The organism is Streptomyces sp. IBSNAI002 (assembly GCF_052244475.1).
Lineage (GTDB): Bacteria > Actinomycetota > Actinomycetes > Streptomycetales > Streptomycetaceae > Streptomyces.
This window is the reverse complement of the sequence record NZ_JBQPXG010000002.1, coordinates 8409564-8428179: the sequence shown is the minus strand read 5'-3', so window position 1 is coordinate 8428179 and position 18616 is coordinate 8409564. Positions and strand designations below refer to the sequence as shown.

At 73.3% G+C, this 18616-nt stretch carries 17 protein-coding genes; 6 read left to right on the top strand and 11 right to left on the bottom strand.

Annotated features, from left to right (window positions below; all coding sequences use genetic code 11):
- Positions 1-17 precede the first annotated feature (17 nt).
- Together ACTVZO_RS39085 and ACTVZO_RS39080 are read left to right on the top strand one after the other, a co-directional pair.
- Positions 18-2063, top strand: coding sequence for a PIG-L family deacetylase (locus ACTVZO_RS39085; RefSeq protein ID WP_443302908.1), 2046 nt, complete (start codon positions 18-20; stop codon positions 2061-2063).
- Positions 2064-2235: 172 nt separating this feature from the next.
- On the top strand, positions 2236-2373 hold the full coding sequence (locus ACTVZO_RS39080; RefSeq protein ID WP_443302907.1) for a hypothetical protein: 138 nt from the start codon (positions 2236-2238) through the stop codon (positions 2371-2373).
- Between the two features lie 5 nt (positions 2374-2378).
- Here the strand turns inward: ACTVZO_RS39080 and ACTVZO_RS39075 are convergent, their stop codons facing one another.
- Positions 2379-3254, bottom strand: a complete 876-nt coding sequence (locus ACTVZO_RS39075; RefSeq protein WP_443302906.1) for a hypothetical protein — start codon at positions 3252-3254, stop codon at positions 2379-2381.
- Positions 3255-3522: 268 nt separating this feature from the next.
- Here ACTVZO_RS39075 and ACTVZO_RS39070 point away from each other — a divergent pair, with 268 nt between their 5' ends.
- Positions 3523-4761, top strand: a complete 1239-nt coding sequence (locus ACTVZO_RS39070; RefSeq protein WP_443303410.1) for a sensor histidine kinase — start codon at positions 3523-3525, stop codon at positions 4759-4761.
- A 596-nt stretch (positions 4762-5357) separates the two neighbouring features.
- Here the strand turns inward: ACTVZO_RS39070 and ACTVZO_RS39065 are convergent.
- The 8 genes from ACTVZO_RS39065 to ACTVZO_RS39030 form a co-directional block, all read right to left on the bottom strand.
- The gene (locus ACTVZO_RS39065; RefSeq protein ID WP_443302905.1) at positions 5358-6527 is read right to left on the bottom strand and encodes a hypothetical protein; all 1170 of its coding nucleotides are present in this window, start codon (positions 6525-6527) and stop codon (positions 5358-5360) included.
- Between the two features lie 117 nt (positions 6528-6644).
- A complete protein-coding gene (locus tag ACTVZO_RS39060) occupies positions 6645-8183 on the bottom strand; it encodes a class I adenylate-forming enzyme family protein (protein ID WP_443302904.1) in 1539 nt (512 codons plus the stop codon).
- 3 nt (positions 8184-8186) lie between these two features.
- On the bottom strand, positions 8187-8510 hold the full coding sequence (locus ACTVZO_RS39055) for a hypothetical protein (protein ID WP_443302903.1): 324 nt from the start codon (positions 8508-8510) through the stop codon (positions 8187-8189).
- Between the two features lie 17 nt (positions 8511-8527).
- Positions 8528-9526: a D-2-hydroxyacid dehydrogenase gene (locus ACTVZO_RS39050; protein WP_443302901.1), complete on the bottom strand. Its 999-nt coding sequence runs from the start codon at positions 9524-9526 to the stop codon at positions 8528-8530.
- The gene (locus tag ACTVZO_RS39045; protein WP_443302900.1) at positions 9517-10350 is read right to left on the bottom strand and encodes a thiamine pyrophosphate-dependent enzyme; all 834 of its coding nucleotides are present in this window, start codon (positions 10348-10350) and stop codon (positions 9517-9519) included. The genes ACTVZO_RS39050 and ACTVZO_RS39045 overlap by 10 nt, the downstream gene beginning before the upstream one ends.
- The gene (locus tag ACTVZO_RS39040; RefSeq protein WP_443302899.1) at positions 10347-11450 is read right to left on the bottom strand and encodes a hypothetical protein; all 1104 of its coding nucleotides are present in this window, start codon (positions 11448-11450) and stop codon (positions 10347-10349) included. The genes ACTVZO_RS39045 and ACTVZO_RS39040 overlap by 4 nt, the downstream gene beginning before the upstream one ends.
- Positions 11447-11680 carry a 4Fe-4S dicluster domain-containing protein gene (locus tag ACTVZO_RS39035; RefSeq protein ID WP_443302898.1) on the bottom strand — a complete coding sequence of 78 codons (234 nt, stop codon included), beginning with the start codon at positions 11678-11680 and terminating at the stop codon, positions 11447-11449. Before ACTVZO_RS39035 ends, ACTVZO_RS39040 begins: the two co-directional genes overlap by 4 nt.
- Complete coding sequence (locus tag ACTVZO_RS39030) at positions 11677-12258, bottom strand: 2-oxoacid:acceptor oxidoreductase family protein (RefSeq protein ID WP_443302897.1); 582 nt, start codon at positions 12256-12258, stop codon at positions 11677-11679. Before ACTVZO_RS39030 ends, ACTVZO_RS39035 begins: the two co-directional genes overlap by 4 nt.
- Before the next feature lie 140 nt (positions 12259-12398).
- Here ACTVZO_RS39030 and ACTVZO_RS39025 point away from each other — a divergent pair, with 140 nt between their 5' ends.
- The gene (locus tag ACTVZO_RS39025; protein WP_443302896.1) at positions 12399-13118 is read left to right on the top strand and encodes a TetR/AcrR family transcriptional regulator; all 720 of its coding nucleotides are present in this window, start codon (positions 12399-12401) and stop codon (positions 13116-13118) included.
- 511 nt (positions 13119-13629) lie between these two features.
- On the opposite strand, the gene ACTVZO_RS39020 is transcribed toward ACTVZO_RS39025, so the two are convergent.
- Positions 13630-14397 (bottom strand): type 1 glutamine amidotransferase domain-containing protein, encoded by a 768-nt coding sequence (locus ACTVZO_RS39020; protein ID WP_443302895.1) that lies wholly within the window; start codon positions 14395-14397, stop codon positions 13630-13632.
- A gap of 377 nt (positions 14398-14774) precedes the next feature.
- On the opposite strand from ACTVZO_RS39020, the gene ACTVZO_RS39015 reads away from it, so the two are divergent.
- Positions 14775-16397 (top strand): hypothetical protein, encoded by a 1623-nt coding sequence (locus tag ACTVZO_RS39015; RefSeq protein ID WP_443302894.1) that lies wholly within the window; start codon positions 14775-14777, stop codon positions 16395-16397.
- A 155-nt stretch (positions 16398-16552) separates the two neighbouring features.
- On the top strand, positions 16553-17959 hold the full coding sequence (locus ACTVZO_RS39010; protein WP_443302892.1) for a PIG-L family deacetylase: 1407 nt from the start codon (positions 16553-16555) through the stop codon (positions 17957-17959).
- Here the strand turns inward: ACTVZO_RS39010 and ACTVZO_RS39005 are convergent.
- Positions 17929-18123 (bottom strand): hypothetical protein, encoded by a 195-nt coding sequence (locus ACTVZO_RS39005; protein WP_443302891.1) that lies wholly within the window; start codon positions 18121-18123, stop codon positions 17929-17931. The genes ACTVZO_RS39010 and ACTVZO_RS39005 overlap by 31 nt on opposite strands.
- Positions 18124-18616 lie beyond the last annotated feature (493 nt).

Genomic DNA, 18616 nt, shown 5'->3' with positions numbered 1-18616 from the left:
CCCGGAGGACCGCCCCGATGATCCCGTCCCTTCCGCGCAGCCCGGCCCGCGTCAAGGGGCTCCCGGCACTCGTGGCCCTGCTCTGCCTCGCCGTCACGCTGGTCATGGTCATCACCGTGCCGGCGGCCTCGGCACAGGCATCGGCGCAGGTGCAGCGGGCCGCCACCGTGGCCTCACTCTCCGCGGGCCCCACGCGGGTCGTGCAGATCGTCGCGCACCCGGACGACGACCTGTTCTTCATGAACCCGGACGTCCAGCAGGCGGTCTCCGACGGGATCCCGGTGACGACCGTCTACCTCACCTCGGGCGAGGCCGACGGCGTCAACATGGACGGCAGCGAGATCGCGGCGCTGCACCGGGAAGGACTCGTGCCCGTCGGGGACCGGCCCGTGTACTCCGAGGCCCGGCAGAACGGCATCCGCGCTGCCTACGCCCTGATGGCCACCGGCAAGCGCACCAGCCCCTGGCTGCGCACCGTGATCGGCACCGCGGGCGGCGGGCAGGCCGAGCTCGACGTGCTGCGGGCGAAGCCGTCCGTACAGCTGGTCTGGCTCGAGATGAAGGAAGCCGAGTCCGTCAGCGGTTACGCGCCGGTCAGCCTGCACGGTCTGTGGGACGGTGTCACGCGCCGGATCCCGTCCATGCTCACCTCCGGCACCCCGGTCCACAAGCCGTTCTCGTACACCCGCGCCCAGGTCGTCTCCACCCTCGTGGGCGTGCTGGAACGGTACCGGCCGACCCTGGTCCGGACCCAGGACCCCACTCCGGGCAAGTACCCCAGCGCCGACCACCAGGACCACGTCTACGGCGCGAGGTTCGTCCAGGCGGCCCTCGCCCGGTACGCGGCCGTGGTGCCGTTCGGGCAGCGGCCGCACTTCACGGTGGAGAACTACCTGGGCTACCAGACCGACAATTACGCCGAGGTTCTGGACGCTGCCGCCGCGGGGCTCAAGCTGCGCACTCTCGCCGCGTACGCCTGGAGCGACGGGATCGACGACTGCGGCAGCCCCGCCGGCTGCGGAGACCGGAAGCTGGCCACGAGTTTCGACATGAACCACTGGGGCGACGACATCCGCTACGCACGCGGGGGCAGCACGTCCTGGCTGGCGGCCGGACCGGACGGCACCACCTGGGCCTTCTCGGTGCTCGACGGACAGCTGGCCGTCTGGCACGGCACCGCCCGGGGCGCGTGGAGCGACACGCGGCTGCTGCCGGGCACGGGCATCGACCAGGGGGCGGACGCGATCACCCTGCCCGACGGGAGGATCGCCGTCTTCGCCACCCGGACGGTCCTGGGTGCGACCGCCGCCGACTACGGCCGCCATGTCGTCTACACCGTCGAGGAGAAGCCGGGCGGCGAGGGCTTCACGCCCTGGCAGTCCCTGGGGGCTCCCCCCACGGACAACGTGAACGGCACCCTCGACTTCAGCGCCCCCGCGGCGGCCGTGGACGCGGACGGCCGGATGAGCGTCTACGTACACGACGGCGATTACACCCTGCGGGGCCGGACCCAGGCCGCGGACGGTTCCTGGACCCCCTGGGAATCCCTCGGCGGGACGGGCATCTCCGGTGACCCGGTGACCGCCACGGCCTCGGACGGCACGCGATACGTCTTCGCCGCCACGCCCACGTCCGTGACGGCATGGACCTCGCACGGGCCGGACGGAGTGCTCGGTCCCCCCGTCGCCACCGGCCTGCCCGCCACGACGCTGCCGCTGACCGCCGCGCCGAGCGGTGACGGCGTCGGACTCTGGTTCCGCCGGCCCGTCTCCGGCGAACTGCTGCGGACCGTGGCGACGACGGGGCCCGAGGGGCTGCGGCTGTCCCCCGTCTCCGACGCGGGTGGCGGTGCCGGCGGCTACGGTGCGGCCGCCTCGTGCGCCGGCGGCCTCACGGGCCGCGGGGCGGGCGGTGTCCTCGGGGCGGGGGCCGCGAGCGGCCGGTCGTGGAGCCGTAGCCCCCTGCCCTTCGTCGGCGGGCCCTCCGACGTCTGCCGGGCCGCGGGTCCGGTGGTGGCCGTGATCGGCTGGGATGCCCGGCTGCACGTGGCGAGCTCCACCTGACGGCCCCGTCGCCATGGTCCGCCCGCTCCACCGATCGGGGTATGAGACCGCCTCCGAAAGCCGCGTACAACGGAAGGACGTTGTCTCACCGAAGGGCGGCAAGGACATGATGCCGGAGTACGGATACGCAGGTCAGGGTCAGGGAAGCGGCGCGAGTGCGGTACCGGCCCCGGTGGAGTACGAGCGCCCGGCGGCCGGGGGGCGTCCCGTCGGCGCAGACCTCCGCAGCCACGCGGTGGAGGCGGCGTACGACTTCATGATCGAGTCGTACGGTGCGGACGCGGGTTCACCGGCCGGCCGGGCGGCCTGACCGCCTCACGCCAAGGGGATGCGCGGCGCCGGCGAGAGCGGCTCGTTCCTGCTGCGCACGAGGCGGCAGAACCGTTCGCCCGTGTCGTGCAGGGTCCAGTCGTAGCGCAGGCGCGCGGCGACGGGTTCCCCGGCGGCGGTGGCACCGTTCCAGTCGAGGTCGATGCCCACGGTGTACAGCCCGTCGTGGTCCGCGGCCACGTGGAACGCCTCGACCGTGTGCCGACTGGTGCCGGCCGCCACCCGGTGCGAGGACTCCGCCAGCCATCGCGCCAACTCCTCGCGGCTCGTGATCGTCGCCGTGCCGAGCACGAGGTCGAGCTCGGCGTCCTTCCCCAGGAACTCGTCATAGGCGTTCCCGCCCAGGTCAGGGGCCTCGACGAGGGAAAGGAACCGGTGGATGACGGAGAGCGCCCGGTTGGCCGGATAGGCATCGGTGAAAGCCGCTTCCGCCAGCCGGTCCACCACGGTCATCTTCAGCGTGGTGAAGAGCGGCTCGAAGTCCACCGAGCCGATCAGTTCGCCCTCGTAGGCGATCGTCGCGCCGGTGGCCCGGCCCGACGCGTCCAGGCGTTCGTAGCGGACCTCGGCGTCCAGCCTCAGGCGGTGCCGGTCGATCTCGGTGATCGTGAGGTGCCGGACGTGGTGGGCGTGCCGTTCCTCCGGCCCGTACGCGGTGATGCCCTCCCGGTAGGCGTCGCGCGTGGTGATCCGGCCGCCGTCGGCGGTGGTGATCTCGAAGCCGTCCGCGAAGAGCCGGAGCTGGCGCTCCACGCGCTCGGCGTCGCGGGGACGCTCGTACAGCTGGAACCAGCGGTGGAACTGCGCGGTCGCCGCGTGCCGGCGGCGCGAGAGACGGTGCAGGTCGGACGGGTCGTTCAACGGAGGCTCCTTCGGGGACGCGGACCGGACCCCTGTCTAGCGGACCGGGGCCGCCGGACCACTCGCCCGATCGGACCGGGATCGGTCTAGTCCGGCGGCGGGCCGCCGTGCCCGGACCCCACGACGGCCCGGGTTGCGGTTCGCGCAAGGGGAGCAATGCTGGGGAGAGACGTGTTAGGGGCGATGGATCATGGCACCGTTCAGCCGTCCTTCCCATCCGGAGTCGTTTCCGAGGGACCTTCCGAGCCCGCCCGAACGCGTGATCCGGATGCAGCGGATGCTCGCCGTCCGGATGCAGTGCCTGTTCAGGATCGCCGTCATCCTCTTCCTCGGGGTCGAGCTCGTGCTCTACCCGCCACGGGAGCATCCGGGCGCGTCGATCGCGATCGTGTCCGTCTACGCGGTGTGGGCCATCCTGCTGTGGATGTCGGCGCCACAGCGCGGGCTCGGCATCCAGGTGGTCTGGTGGACGGTCATCGTGGACCTCGTCGCCCTGACCGTGTTGCTGACCGTGTCCGGATCGTTCTCGGACACGTCGTGGTCCTCACCCCTCATGGACGATGCCCTGGCACTCGTGCCGGTCATGGCCGCTTTCCAGTTCCGGGCACGTTTCACTCTGGCGATCACCGTCTGTGCGGCCGTCCTGTACGTCGTCGGCATCGGGATCGGCCAGGGCAACGCCAACCCCTACTGGGACTACACCAGCTCCCACGCCCTGTTCATCCTGTTGCTCGGCGCCGGGTGCGCCCTGCTGTCCCTGGTGCAGCGCAAGCGCGTGAGGCTCATCGGTGCCCTCTTCCAGCACCGGGCGTGGCTCCTCGCCCGGATCATGGACGCCGAGGAACGGGAACGCGACGAGCTCGCGGAAGCGCTGCACGACGGCGCGCTGCAGACGGTGCTGGCCGCCCGGCACGACATCGACGAGGCCGTCGCGGAGCATCCGAGCGACGCCCTGTTGCGTGCCGAGAGGGCCCTGGAGGACGCCACGGCGCAGCTCCGCTCGACGGTCACCTCGCTCCACTCCGAGATCCTCGACTCCCAGGGCCTCGCCGTCGCCCTGCGCTACCTCGCCGAGCGCACGGCGCAGCGCTCCGGGCTCGACGTGCGGGTCGAATGCGAGATCGCCTCGGCCGGAGCTGCGGACAGGATGCTGCACCGGGCCGCTGTCGAGCTGCTGAACAACGTGGTCAAGCACGCCCGGGCGAACGCGGCCCGCATACGGTTGAGCTCGCCGCGGGAAGGCTGGGCCAGGCTCGAGGTCTCGGACGACGGCATCGGTATCACCGCGGACATCCTGCGCGACAAGGCGGCATCGGGACACCTGGGGATCAGCTCGCACCGCGGGCGGATCGAAGGGGCGGGGGGCACGTTCACCCTGCGCAACAACGTGCCCACGGGGACCTCGGCCGAGGTGCTGGTCCCCATGGACCAGAGCGACTTCGAGGGGTCTCCGCTCTCCGCCCTCATCGAGGAGGAGAGACGTTCGGGGATTCGGTCGTGGAGCTGAGATCCGGCGGACGGCCTCTTCCTGGATCGCCGGCCGTCCGGACGGGTGCGCGGTGTGTGGCGCGGTCCGCGCAGGAGGCTGTCCTTGGATCTCCTGCGCGGACCGTCCGTCCGGCCGCGGGCCTGTGCGGACCCGGCCGGGGAGGCAGCGCTCCGGCGCCATTGACGGCCGCTGCCTGAATCGAGACTAACCACGCGAACCGGCATTGTGGTGGGGCCGACCCGCACGGTGCCCCTTGGGCACTCCGCTCGGCCCGTTCGGGCAGCGCGGCGGCCGCACCGCGCACGGGGCCGGACCTCCGGGCTCCCCCACCGGGCATGCGGGGACTAGACCTTCGGACCGTTCTGCCGCCGCGACTCCCCATTGCGGCTCCGTCCGCTCTAGGGTCGGAGACAGCCGACCGGGATCCGGTCAAGGTACTCCGCGTGGGGATCCTGGTCGGCGCCCAGTTGGCCGTACCCATGGGTGAGGGACGGCCACGGCGCGCGAGGCCGCACGACCCGTCACTCCCCCCTGACGGTGTGCCGCCGACCGCCCCCGCCGGGCCCCCTCTCCCCCCGAGGAGGGGGCCCGGCCCCTTCGCCCCGGCCGAGCCGTCACTGGACGGTGCAGCCGGGATTCCAATTGCTGCGCGGCGCGTCCCATTCCGTCACCGGCTCCCCGCCGGCCTGGTACACGGCAGGCGACATGCCCCCGGCGTCGAAGACGACGAACGTGTCGAAGCCCCAGGCCGTGTGCCAGTCGGCGAGCTCCAGGGGGCCGATGACGGCCCTGCGTCCGCCGCCCAGACCGGCGTCGATGTAGCTGATCTCTCCGCCACGGCAGATCACCGTGACACCGTGGCCCACTCCGAGCCGTTTGCCGGTCATCTCCACGACCCAGACGCCGCCGTCGCGTGCCTCGGCACGGCGCTGGAAGTATCGGAGCAGCTTGTCGTGGCCGCTGAGCTGCCTCCCCGTGCCGTAGGTCTCGGCGGTGGCGTGCTCGGTGTACCGGTACTCGGGGCCGGGGATCTTGGTGGGGAGCGTCGCGGTTCCTTTGAGACTGGCCACCACGCTGTGGTTGAGGAGAGCGCATCCAGCGCCCTCGAAACCGAGGTCCATGGCCTTCTTCCTGATGGTTCCGATGATCAGCTCGGGTGACCCCCACTGTTCCGGGAGCGGGTCCGCGACCGGACCGCTGTGCTCCAGGATGTACGCCTCGGCCTGTGTGGCCTGCCAGGAGTCCACCAGCTCGTCGAGCCACTCGTACAGGTCTCGTACGGTGGCGTTCACCGCGGTGAAGTAGGTGTCCAGCGCCGCCCAGGCGAACTCGTCCCGGAGGGACCGGGCGGTGGTGTCGAGTTCGAGTTCGCGGCACGCCGCCCCGACCCTTTCCGCGGCGGTCTCGCACCCGCACGCGGAGCCGCGGGCCACGTCGCGGATCCGGCGCAGGGAGGCGCGCGTCTGCCCCGGATCGTCCGAGGACGTGTGCGGGCTCTGCGCCAGGCCGTGCAGGAAGAGGGAGACGGGCTGGAAGGACTCTTGCCAGGGATCGCCGTTCAGGGGGTTGAGCCCGGACCACCAGGTGCCGCATTCCCAGAAGTCGCGCAGGATCCCCTGCACGGTCTGGGCCGGCTGCGGCGGCGTGTCCGGCTGTAGCAGCGACGTGCGGCAGGACCAGGCGTCGAGTTCCGACTTGAGCCGGTCGTACTCCGTCCAGTGCTCGTCGAGCCGGCTCCACCAGTAGGCGGCGAGTTGTTGATGTCGGGTACTGAATCGGGCCACGGGTCACCTCACTTGTCGGTTTCTGCGAGGCAGGTTGCCGTGGCCCGCTCCCGGAGAGGACCCGGGTCCGGGCCAGGAGAACGGGCAGAACCACGTGCCCGTGCGCCCACTCGGGCCCTATCCGTGCGCCGCCGGCCCGTTCGGCCCGCGCGGCGGGGGCGGTGCGGGCGTCTGGAGCATCGCGCGGACCTGCTGCCGCCTGGGCTGTCCCGTCGCCGCCGTGCGCGGGAGGGCGGGCGCCGCGCGCAGCAGACGGGGATGCTTGTGCGCGGCGAGGCGTCCCCGCAGGTAGTGGCGCAGTTCGTCCAGGCCCGGAGGGTCGGCTTCCGGGTCCTTCGGCACGAAGAGGCAGGCGACGACCTCGCCCCACACCGGATCCGGCAGTCCCACCACGGCGGCCTCCGCGACCGCCGGGTGTGCGGTGATGGCGGCTTCCACCTCGGCGGGGGCGACCGTCTCGCCCCCGGTCCTGATCAGGTCACCGGTCCGGCCGAGGATCGTGAGCCGGCCGGAGCCGTCTTGTTCGGCCAGGTCGCCCGTGCGGTACCAGCCGTCGGTGAAGGCCGCTTCGGTGGCCTCGGGGTCGTCGAAGTAGCCGTGGAACAGGAGCGGGCCGCGGACCAGCAGCTCTCCCGAGGCGTCGAGGCGGATCCGTACGGACGTGCCCGGGCGGCCCGTGCTGTGGGGGTGGGCGAGGAGTTCCTCGCCATCGATGGACGTGACGTTGCCGGCTTCGGTCGAGCCGTAGAACACGCGCAGGTGTGCGTTGGGGGCGGCGGCCCGGATGGCGCCGAGGAGTGCGGGGGTGACCGCGGAGGTCCCGCTGTCGGCGAAGCGGAGCGTGGGGAGGGGGTCCGCGGCCGCCTTCAGGACTCGGTGCCAGACGGCGGGTACGCAGTACAGACGGGTCGCTCGGTGGGCGGTCACGGCCGCGCGGATGGCGGCGCCGTCGGCGCGCGCCAGGTAGACGACCGTGTCCCGTGCCTGCCACTGCTGGAGGGATATCGTCCACGCGGCCATGTGGAAGAGCGGGAAAGTGCACACGGCCGCGCCGCGCGGTTCGAGCTGGGAGCCGGGGTACGACCGCAGGACGCCGGCGCGGTGGGAGAGGACGATGCCCTTGGGCCTGCCGGTCGATCCCGAGGTCATGAAGATCGCCTGCGGGTCGGTTTCGAGGAGGTCCGGGGTGTCGTAGGGCGCCGGCGGTGGCGGATCCTGGGGTCCGGCGGCGGCGATGAGCTCCCGCAGGCCCGTCACGAAGCCGTCCGGTGCGCCGGCGTGTAGGGCCGGGGCCGGTGGCAGTGCCTCCCCCGCCACCACGAGCGCCGGTCGGAGCGAAGAGACGACGTGCGCGGCTTCTGCGGGTCCGAGGGTGCCGGAGACCGGGGCGAACACGGCTCCGAGTCTGGCCAGGGCGGCGAACAGCACGACGAGGTCCAGGTCGGTCCCGGACCAGCAGGCGACCCGGTCGCCCCGGCGCAGGCCTCGGTCGTGGAGCAGGGCGGCGAGGCGGTGGGCCCGCCCGTCGAGCTGCCCGAAGGTGATCGAGCGCTCGCCCAGCACCGCCGCGGGCCGGTCGGGCACCGCCCGGCCCGCGTTGGCGAACACGTCGCCGATCAGCAGCTGGTCCTGCGCGGCGGTGGGGGGACGGTCCACGTCTCAGGCCTGCTTCAGCTCGACGATGACCTCGAGGTAGGGCTGTCGCCCGGTGTTGACGGCCGTTTCCACGCCACCGGGGCCCACGGGGATCACCGCTCCCGGCACCACCTCGGCCTCCAGGTACTCGCTGTAGGGGCCCTCGGTGTCGGGTTCCGGGCGGACGGCGATGCGGTCGCCGGAGATCTGGATGAGGATGTGGTCCAGTTCGTGCCGGTGCACGTCGCTCTGTTCGCCCGGTGCCAGGCGCAGTTCCCAGATCCGTACCCGCTCGTCCTCGAAGAGGATGCTGGTGCCGATACCTCCGAGTTGCCGCTCCACTGCCATGGTCTTCCTCCTTGATGTCAGTACCCGAGTGCGGGGTCGACCTCGTTGATCAGCGGGCGTCCGTCCAGGAAGCGCACGAGGTTCTCCCGGAGCAGGCCGTAGAGGCCTTCGAAGTGGGCGTCGGCGGCCGTCGCGCAGTGCGGGGACACGGCCAGACCCGGCACGTCCCACAGCGGGCTGTCGGCGGCGAGCGGTTCGCCGCGGGCCACGTCGATGGCGGCTCCGCCCAGGTGCCCGGCGCGCAGCGCCGCCACCAGGGCCTCCTCCACGACGGCCGTTCCGCGGCCGACGTTGCAGAAGAAGGATCCCGGGCGCATCGCCGCGAACGCCGCGGCATCCATCGCGTCCACGGTTCCGGCCGTGTCCGGGAGGCACGCGACGACGGCGTGGCACTCGGCGAGCATCGCGTGGAGGTCCGGCAGGCCGAACACCCGGTCGACGCCCGGGGAGGGCAGGCCGGTACGGCGGCGCACGGCTGTCACGCGCATCCCGAAGGCACGGGCTCGGAGGGCCAGTTCGGAGCCGATCGCCCCGGGCCCGAGGATGCCCAGGGTGCGTCCGCTGAGCTGGGTGCCGTGGCGGGGGCTCCAGTGGTGCTCCCGTTGCAGCAGGGCCAGTTCGTCGAACCGCTTGAAGTGGGCGAGGACCCGCGCGAAGGCGAACTCCGCCACCGCCACGGCGTTGACCCCGGAGCCGGACGTCACCCGGATGCCCGCCTCGGCCAGGCCCCCGGACAGCAGCCGGCCGACGTCGGCCCCCAGGGACTGCACCCAGCGCAGGCGGGGTGCGATGCGGGTGACGTCCGGGGGCAGGGTCAGGGCGACCGCGACGTCCAGCCGCGCGGCGGCCACACCGGCGGGCTGCGACGACGGGCGGGCCAGTGAGCAGTGGCCGACGACCACGCGCCGGTCCACGGCCTCCAGGGCGCGCACATCGCGGGCGATCGTTCCGGGTGGCCGGCGGTCCCAGGCCGCCGGATAGGCCAGGCCCACGACGATCTCGTCCTTCAGTGCCACTCCTGACCCTCCTCCGGTACGCCGTCCAGCTGCTCCACCTCGTCCTTGAGCACGCCCGGGCGGTGGACCTCCGCGTGGTGGTCCGCCAGGTAGCCGGGGGCCTGGGTGGTCTCCACGAACCAGCCGGTCGGGCACATCGTCAGCACCTCCACGAACGAGAAGCCGTACCGCTGGGCCCTCAGCGCGCGCAGGACCATCCGCTTGGTGCGGCGCACGTTGGCGCCGGTGTCCACGGAGCCCCGGGCGACGTAGACGGCGCCCTCCATGCCTGCCAGCAGGTCGGCGAGCCGGATCGGGTGACCGTGCCGGGCCGCGTCCCGGCCGTCGAGGGTGTTCTTCGTGCGCTGGCCGAGCACGGTGGTGGCCGTCATGTGGCCGCCGGTCTCCCCGAACACCCCGTTGTTGAGCATGATGCAGGTGATGCGCTCGCCCCTGGCCGCCGCGTGCAGGACCTCCTGCAGTCCTTCGCTGACCATGTCGCCGTCGCCCTGGACGGTCACCACGGTCAGGTCCGGGCGGGTGCGCTTGACGCCGGTGGCCACGGACGGCGCACGTCCGTGCAGGGCCTGGACGACCTCCATGTCGAGGTTGTTGGAGAACGCCGTGTAGCAGCCGATGCCGAAGACGGCCACGCTCGAGCGGGTCAGGCCCAGCTCGGCGACCGCCTCGACGACGGTCCGCATCGCGATGGGCTCGCCGCAGCCCGGACACAGCTGGTGCGCACCGACGTCGATCAGGGCGGGCGTGAAGTCGTGCACGAGCCTGGCCGCGCAGGCGGGCGGGCCGTCGGTCGGGACGACGGGCAGCGTGCGGCGTTCGGTCATCGGGCCGCCTCCCGCCCGAGGCGTTCCGTGATCCGGCGCGCCATCGCGTGCACGTCCAGGTCCGGTGCCACGCCGAAGCCGGACGGGTCCGTGGACAGCCCGCCGATGAACTCGACGGGGACCCGTCCGTCGACCGCGAGCCGTACGTCCTCCACCGCCTGTCCGGTGTTGTTCTCGTACACCGCCACGCGCCGGGTGCCCTGTGCGAGTCGCGCGATCCGGTCGTAGGGGAAGGGAACCAGGGTGACCGGCCGCGCGTACCCGACGCGCAGGCCCCTCGCGCGCAGGTCTCGGACCGCGGCACGGACGTACGCGGCGGGCGTGCCGTACGCGATGACGAGCAGTTCCGCGTCCTCGACGGCTTCCGCCTCGACCCGGGGCTCGATGGTGCGCAGCATCTCCCGGGTACGGGCGGCGCAGGCGCGGTAGTGGACGGCCAGGTCGTAGCCCGCCTCTGCGCCCCGGGCGTCGCGTTGTTTGACCGAGCCGAGGGGCGAGAGGAGCTTGGCCGCGCCGGTCCCGCCGGTGCTGCCGTCCAGGGCCCAGGGCGGCGGGAGGGGCGCGGGCGCGGGGGGCGGGAGGTCGACGGACCGGTGGGTGTGGGCCAGGTAGTAGTCCCCCTGGACCAGTACGGGCGTGCGCCAGCGTTCGGCCCACTCGAAGGCCAGCGCCACGTGTTCCACCGCCTCCGTCACGTCGCGGGGCGCCAGGACGGGCAGGCGGTAGTCGCCGTGGCCGCCGCCCCGGGTGGCCTGAAAGTAGTCGCCCTGGCCGCGCGCCATGTGCAGGACCACCAGGGGCAGCCGGGCGAGCGTCATCTCCGCGAGGGACTCCTGCATCAGGGCCAGGCCCTGGCCGGTCGATCCGGTGGCGGCCCTGGTTCCGGTCGCGGCGGCGCCCCAGCACATGCCGATGGCTTCGATCTCGCTCTCCGCGTTCATGCAGACACCTCCCACGTCGGGCAGGACCCGTGCCATGGCTTCGAGGACCTCGGTGAACGGGGTCATCGGGTAGCCCGCGAAGAAGCGGCAGCCCGCCGCCGCCATCGCGGCCGCAAGGGCGTCGGACCCGGCCATCAGCCGGGCGGGGCCGCCGGTCACCGGGCCGCCTCCGCGGGCCGGTCATAGCGGTACACCTGGAAGACGAAGTCGGGGCAGATCGCCGTGCAGGCGTTGCAGGCGATGCACCCGGGCAGCAGGAGCGGGTAGCGGTGGCCCCGCGTGTTGACCTCGTCGGCCGTCATGAGGAGCACGCCCGGCGGGCATGCGGCGATGCACAGCTCGCAGCCCTTGCAGGCCTCGGTGTCGATGACCAGCGTCCCGGCGCTCATGCCGCGGCCCCTGCCCAGGCGGGGCTGCGCACTTCGGGCACCGCGCCGTAACCGGCGTGCAGCGCGCGGACGTTGACCGCCACCGAGTCACGCCGGTAGGCCGGCAGGACCTCGGGCAGGGCCCGGTCCAGGGCCTCGAGCCCGACCACGTCCGTGGCGCGGACGTAGGCCCCGAGGGCGACGAGGGTGGCGGCCGCCACGGAACCCAGCCCGGTCGCGACGGCGGTCGCCGGTACGTCGAGGACGGCCACGCGGTGGGCCGCGGCCTCCTCGGCCGGCCCGCACAGGGTGCTGTTGCGCACCACCAGGCCCCCCGGGCGGATCCGGGCCGTCAGCCCGGGCGCGTGGGCGTCGTGCATCACGATCGCGGACCAGGCCTGGGAGACGGTCGGCGGGCTCTGCACCTCCTGGTCACCGGCGACGAGCGTGGCCTCGGTACTGCCGCCGCGCATCATGCCGCTGTAGCTGCCGAAGAGCTGTACGTGACGGCCCTCGGCCGCCATGGCCCGTGCCAGGAGGTGGGCCGCCAGCTGGATGCCCTGTCCCCCGATGCCCGTCAGCAGCAGTTCGCGTTCCATCGCACCACCGGTCCTCGTCGCCGCCCGCAGTTTCCATCTGATGACCCATCAGAACACTGTTCTCACCATAGGGACGGCCGTTCCGTACCGCCAGAGGTTGTGCCAACATCGCTTGTACGGTTACGAGTTGCGGAGGGGCCATGACGGGAGAAGCGATCGAGCAGGGGCTCGTGGCGCGGGCCGTGGACCGGTCCCTCGCCGAACGCAGCCGGGCTTCCGCGCGGGACGTGCGCCGCCTGGTGGAGGCCGCGTACACGGTGGTCGAACGGACCGGCGCCCTCGACCTCACCATGCGGGACCTGCTGCACGAGGCCGGTCTGTCCAACCAGGCCTTCTACCGGTACTTCCGCTCCAAGGACGACCTGTTCATCGCGATGCTCGACGACGGGCGCCGGCGGATGGCGGCGCACTTGCGCCGCCGGATGGCCGGCACGGGGACACCGGCGGAAGCGGTGCGGGCGTGGGTGGAGGGGGTCCTGGCACAGGCGTCCGATGCCCGCAGCGCGGCGCGCACGCGGCCATTCCTGGCCCACGCCGACCGGCTCGCCTCGCGCTTCCCCGAGGAGCAGAGCGCCTCCGAGCACGCCATGATCGAGCCCCTGGCCGAGGCACTGCGCGCCGCGGCCGTTCAGAGGACGCTGCCGGGCGCCGGGCCGCGGCCCGCCGATGCCGCCCGCGGGGCGCGGACGGTCTACCTGCTGACCGTCGCCGCCCTGCACCAGCACCTGCGGGCGGGGACCGTGCCGACCCGGGCGGACACCGACCACCTGGTCGCCTTCGTCCTGGGCGGACTGGGCGGACCCGGCGCGGCCGCACCGGCCGGCGCGGAAGGCGCCACGCCGCACGTCCCGGGACCGTGAGCCGTACGGCTGGAAGCAGGCGGCCCGCCCGCTACCCCCCACGGGCACATGGGCGCGGCCGCCTGCCGTTCGTGTGGACGACGCGGGATCGATCGCGTCGCCGTGCCGGACCAGCCGGTCCCCTCACCCTAAGCGGGTTCATGCGCCCGATCGGGGACCCACCGCGAGGTCGGTCCGATCGGCGGACCGGGCTCCGGCCGTCCGGTGGAGGTCTTACGGAGGCCGGTCCCGGCCGTTCGCCGGGGCGGCGTCGTCCCCGGGACGGGATCGCGGCCGCGGTGTTCCCGGGACGACGGCGAACGCCTAACGTGATCTTCACCCGGCCTCGGGGACTTCCGTCCTGCGAACTCCCGGGTCCCCTCTCCCCGCTGCCGGGGGAGAGGGGCCTCCCGCGCTGCCGTGTCGCACACCACCGACCCGGCAACCGCGCGAGCGGTCCGGTCCCACCCTTCCCGGACGCTCCGCGCCGTACCGCCCCGCCGGCGCCGATCGCGCCGGTGCGGCGGGGCGGCTACCGGGCCGTCGCCCGCGCCCGGTGCGCCTCCAGCACGGTCAGGTAGTCCGCCGCCAGCCGGTGGCAGTCGCCCGGCCAGCGTGCCGAGACGTAGTTGCCGTCGGTGACGGCGAATCCGCGGCCGGGCCGGGCGGCCGTGTCACGCAGGGGCAGCACCGGGCCGGGCAGGAAGTGGCCCGGGTCGGCAAGGGCCTCGGTGACCTCCTGCTGCACCGTGGTCCGGTACGTGCGGTAGTAGCGTCCGAGCCAGAGCCTGGTCAGGTTCCAGCCGGTCAGTTCCAGGAGCGCGGTCAGGGCCGTGGTCCGTCGTCCGTGGAGCACCGAGCGCCCGGTTGCGGGGTCCTTGGCGCGGGCGGCCAAGAGGACGCCGTGGCACACGGCCCCCACCGGCAGACCTCTGGTGAAGACCTCGGCGAACAACCGCTGCGCCGTGGCGTTCTCCAGCAGCGTGCGCATGCCCGGAGCGTGGCCGCCCGGGACGAACAGACCCGTGAGGGCGCCGGGATCGACGTCCTCGTACGCCATGGGCGCGCGGAACCTCCGGTCGCCGGTGAGCCGCCGGTACGTGCCGAGTTCGGCGCGACGGGTCATCAGCCAGGGGGAGAGCCAGGAGAATCCGGTGTCGGTGAGCCGGGGGTCGGCGAGCGCGACGTCGCCGTCGGGCGTCGCGAACCGCACCTCGTGGCCCGCCTCCCGCAGCGCTGCCCACGGCACCGCCGCCTCGGTCGGGTCGTAGTCCCCGGCGGGGAGCAGGAAGACGATCACGGTGTACTCCTCAGGAACCGGTCGGGGTGCGGCACGGGCAGGACGGGGGGTCCCGGGGATCCTCCCCGTGCCGCAGACCGACCCTAGGACCGGGCGGGCGAGGGCGTCATTCACCCCGGCGGCCACGCACTTGACTTCCGGGTACCGTGCCCGGAACCCGGGAAGGCGCGGCCGACGCACGGCACTCCCCCGTTCCCGCTCCCGCTGTCCCCCGCCGTCTCCCTCGCAGAGCGGACCGGGCACCGGCCCGATGGCCGCGGACCGCTGACCTGACCGGGCGAGTGTGCCCACGCGTCGCACTTCGAGAGGGGGCCGACCAGGCAGGCTTGCGGGAAGCGGCGTTCCCGACCGTGTTCCCAGCCATGAAGGGCCCTCCCTTGACCGTCCCCCTGGCCTGTGCCCTGGCGTCCGTGCTCGCCCTTTCCGTGCCGGGCGGCGCGACTCCCGGAGCCCCTGTCGCGGCCACGCCCTACGACGGCCAATCCCTGCGCGACACCGCTCTGTTCAGCATCAAGGCGCCGACAACGGAGAACGAGCCGATCTCCTGGCACGGAGCCACCTCTTCGGTGCCGAACTCCCTTACCAGCTGGAGCGACGACGGAGCCCACGGGGGCGGCCGGCCCGCCTCGTCCCGGCGGCCGGCGTTCCACGCGGAGCCCACCGGCAGCGAGCGGTGCGGCGAGGCGGAGCAGTGCTACGTCCCCGCCACGGCACTCGCCGCGCGCACCTCGGGGCTGCTCGGCAACGGCAGCGCCACGGAAGCCGTGCTGCCCACCGTCGCCGCGGGCGCCGCGTACGTGGCCGACAGCAACGTGCTGCGCCTGCCCTCCGGCCGCTGGCGGTACTTGCCGCCGGGAGCGGAGACCTCCGTCGTGGTGCCCGCCGACGAACCGGGCGCCCTGGCGCAGATCGCCGAGAGCCGGCGCTGGCTCGCCACGGGTACGGTTCCGGGTACGACGGAGGCCCAGCGTGCCGCGGCGCGGCGCGGCCTCCTGTCGATGCGGGCCCTGCTCCAGCCCAACGGCGCCCACGCCGCGGCATGGTCACCGGCATGGCAGAACTCCTGGCCCCGGGACGGTGCCTTCGCCTCCGCGGCGTTCGCGGCGACCGGCCACGACGAGGAGGCGTACCGCATCCTGCAGTACGACGCCCGCACGCAGCGGGCGGACGGAACCTGGGACGCCCGGACCAAACTGGACGGCAGCGGTCCGCCGGACGGACGCGCCTGGCAGCTCGACGCCAACGGCTGGGTCCCGTGGGCGACCTGGCAGTGGTACCGGGCGGCACCGGCCGCGGACCGCGACGACCGGCTGAACACCCTGTACCCCATGGTGCGCGCCGCGGCCGACCGCGCCGCCCGTTCCCTGGGTTCCAACGGGCTCCCGCCCGCCTCTCCGGACTACTGGGAGCTGTCCACCAGCACCACCAACATCGGCACCTCGGCACCGCTGCTCGCGGGCCTGAACGCGGCCGCCGATCTCGCCCGCCGGCTCGGGCAGGACGCCGACGGCGCGAGGTGGTCCGCCGCCGCCGGACGGCTCTCCGCCGGCATCGCCCGGCACTTCGCCCCCCTGGGGTACCAGCGGACCATCGACGGGCTGCACGGCCAGGACAGCGCGGCCGCGATGATGGCTCCCCCCTTCAACCAGGCCCCCGCCGATCTGCCGGCCGCACTGGTCTCCACCTACCGGGCCCTGCTCCAGCCCAACGGCGGCCTGACGCCGGGCAACGACCCCGGCGCGCCGTGGGGTTCCTACGCTTGGACCCCCAGCACCGGCTTCTTCGCTCTGGCCTGGGCCCATCTGGGCGACACTTCCAGGGCCGACGCGGTGCTGGGCTGGCTGCTCTCCAAGCGCAACGGCCTCGGCGAGTTCCCCGAGACCGTCAACGGTGCGGGCGACCCGTCGTCCGTGGCGCCGCTGGGCTGGACCGACGCCCTGGTGGTCATGGCGCTCCGCGCCCGGCAAGGCGATCCGCTGCCCACTCCGCCCCTCGGATAGCGCGACGTCCGGCCCCGGCAGTGGTCATCCGGACGGCCTGCCCGTGTCGCAGCCGGTCCGGGACCGCTCATAGCATCGGGCTCATCGCACCGGCAACACCCGTGCCACGCGCGGCACGGGTGACGCGGCGCGCCGGGACGGCCGAAGGGTGCAGTGTGAAATCCGAACGGCAGGACAGCAGCGAGCCCACGGGGCCGGTCCGGACACCGGCCCCGTCGCGCCGGGCACCGGGGAGACGCCGGCGCCGGGCGCTGGTGGCCCTCGCCCTGCTGCTCGGCGGGATCTCGCCGGTCTCGCACGGGGGCGCCCCCCTCGCCCGCGGTGCGCAACCCTCCGCGGCCCACGGGGGCGCCGAACCGGAAGGCGGGTGTCGGCCCACCCTGGCCGGCGTGGCGCACCAGGACGACGACCTGTTGTTCATCAGCCCCGAGATCCATCGGCTGATCCGCGCTCGGTGTCTGGTCGGCACGGTCTACGTGACCGCCGGCGACGGCGGGCGGTCGTTCACCGCAGACCCCTACGTGCGGCGCAGGGAGGAGGGCCTGCTGGCGGCCTACGCAAGGATGGCCGGTGCCCCGGACCGCTGGACGCGGACCGATCTCACCGTACGGGGCCGCTCCCTGGTGTCCTACGTACTGACGGGCCGTCCGGAACTGCGGCTGGTCTTCCTCCGGCTGCCCGACGGGGGGTTCCCGAAGGGGACTGGCACCCCGCACTACACGGGACAGAGCCTGCTGAAGCTGTTCCAGGGCCAGATCCCTGCCATGCGGCCCGTGGACGGCTCGGCGCCCTACACGGGGGAACAGCTGGTCTCCGTACTCTCCGAGGTGATCTCGCAGCTGGGGGCCGAGCGCGTGCTGACGCTCGACTTCGACAGCACCACGTTCGGGGTCGGCCCGCCGTATCCGGCGGATCACAGCGATCACGAAATCGCCGCCCGGTACTTCAGAAAGGCCGCCTTCCGCCAGTCTCCCCCGCTGGACGCCACACCGTACGTGGGCTACGGCCTGTCCGTACTGCCGGCGAACCTGACGCCGCAGCAGCAACGCGACAAGCAGGCCGTCTACAACGCGTACGCCTCGTCCGCGGCCTGCTTTACGCGCCCGTGCCCGGTCAAAGTTTTCCTCAACCGCAACTTCCGGCTGTGGATGGACAGGGAGCACCGCAGGCCGCAGCGCGCTCCCCGTCCCGGGGAGATCGTGTCCGCGATCGGCCGTACGGGGGCGCGGACCGCCATCGAGCGCTGTCTCGCGCGCGGCGGGCACCAGGCTGTGGCGGACTCCGTCGTGACGGCCGACTGCGACGGGGGCCGGGCCCAGCAGTGGGTGTTCCTCGACGGCGCCGTCAGGTCCGCCCCGGACGGAGGCTGCCTCACCACCGGCGCGACGGTCACGGTGTCCCCCTGCGACGGCTCCGGCCGCCAGGCCTGGTGGCGTGACGCGGAAGGAAGGATCGGATCGGGGGTCCTCTGCCTCCACCAGGACGACCTGGCAGTACTGGAGCCCGTCCTGTCCGTGCGCGCGTGCGCTCCCTATCGGCCCGAGGTCCGCTGGCAGTGGTAGCCGCGGTCGTCCCGCCCCTCGGGGCCGGTGAAGGGTCTGCCGCGCTCGGCCGGGGGCTCCGGGGTCTGGGGACCGGGCCACCACCCGCTCGACAGGGCCAACGCCTCGAAGAGGGCGCGGCCGAAGGTCTGCCTGGTCGTGCCGGGCTCGACGGGGGTGTTCACGGGTTGCTCCGTTCGCTTCGGGTGTTCCCCTCAGCCTGGCTTCCGGGCGACCGGCGGCTCCTCCCCCGACCGGCGGACCCGGGGTGCCGCCGAGCGGGCCGACCGGGGGACCGCGACGCCCGCCGGGGCCTCGCCCGACCGGGGCCTGTCGGCCCCTTGCCGCCGCCCGTAGCTTTGCTCGTAGCCGCCAACCAGCGGAACAGGACAACAGGACAGGCGACTCGGTATCAGGACGGTCCGTGACATGAGGAGCGTGCGCGGCCGATGCGGCATCCACTCTCCCGGGGTGTGAAGACCCGGCAGTAACCAGTCTGCGAGTGGTCCCGTACGGCACAGTCCCGATCCCCGAGCGCCGGCCCCGACACGCAGCAGCGCCTCACCGCCCGCAGTCGTGGAGAAGGCTCTCCGGATGCCGATCCCGGCCGCGTCCGGCATGATCGGCAGCAGCCCCACCGCCCCGGCCGTCCGCCGTGGCGGCCCCGGGCAACGCTGT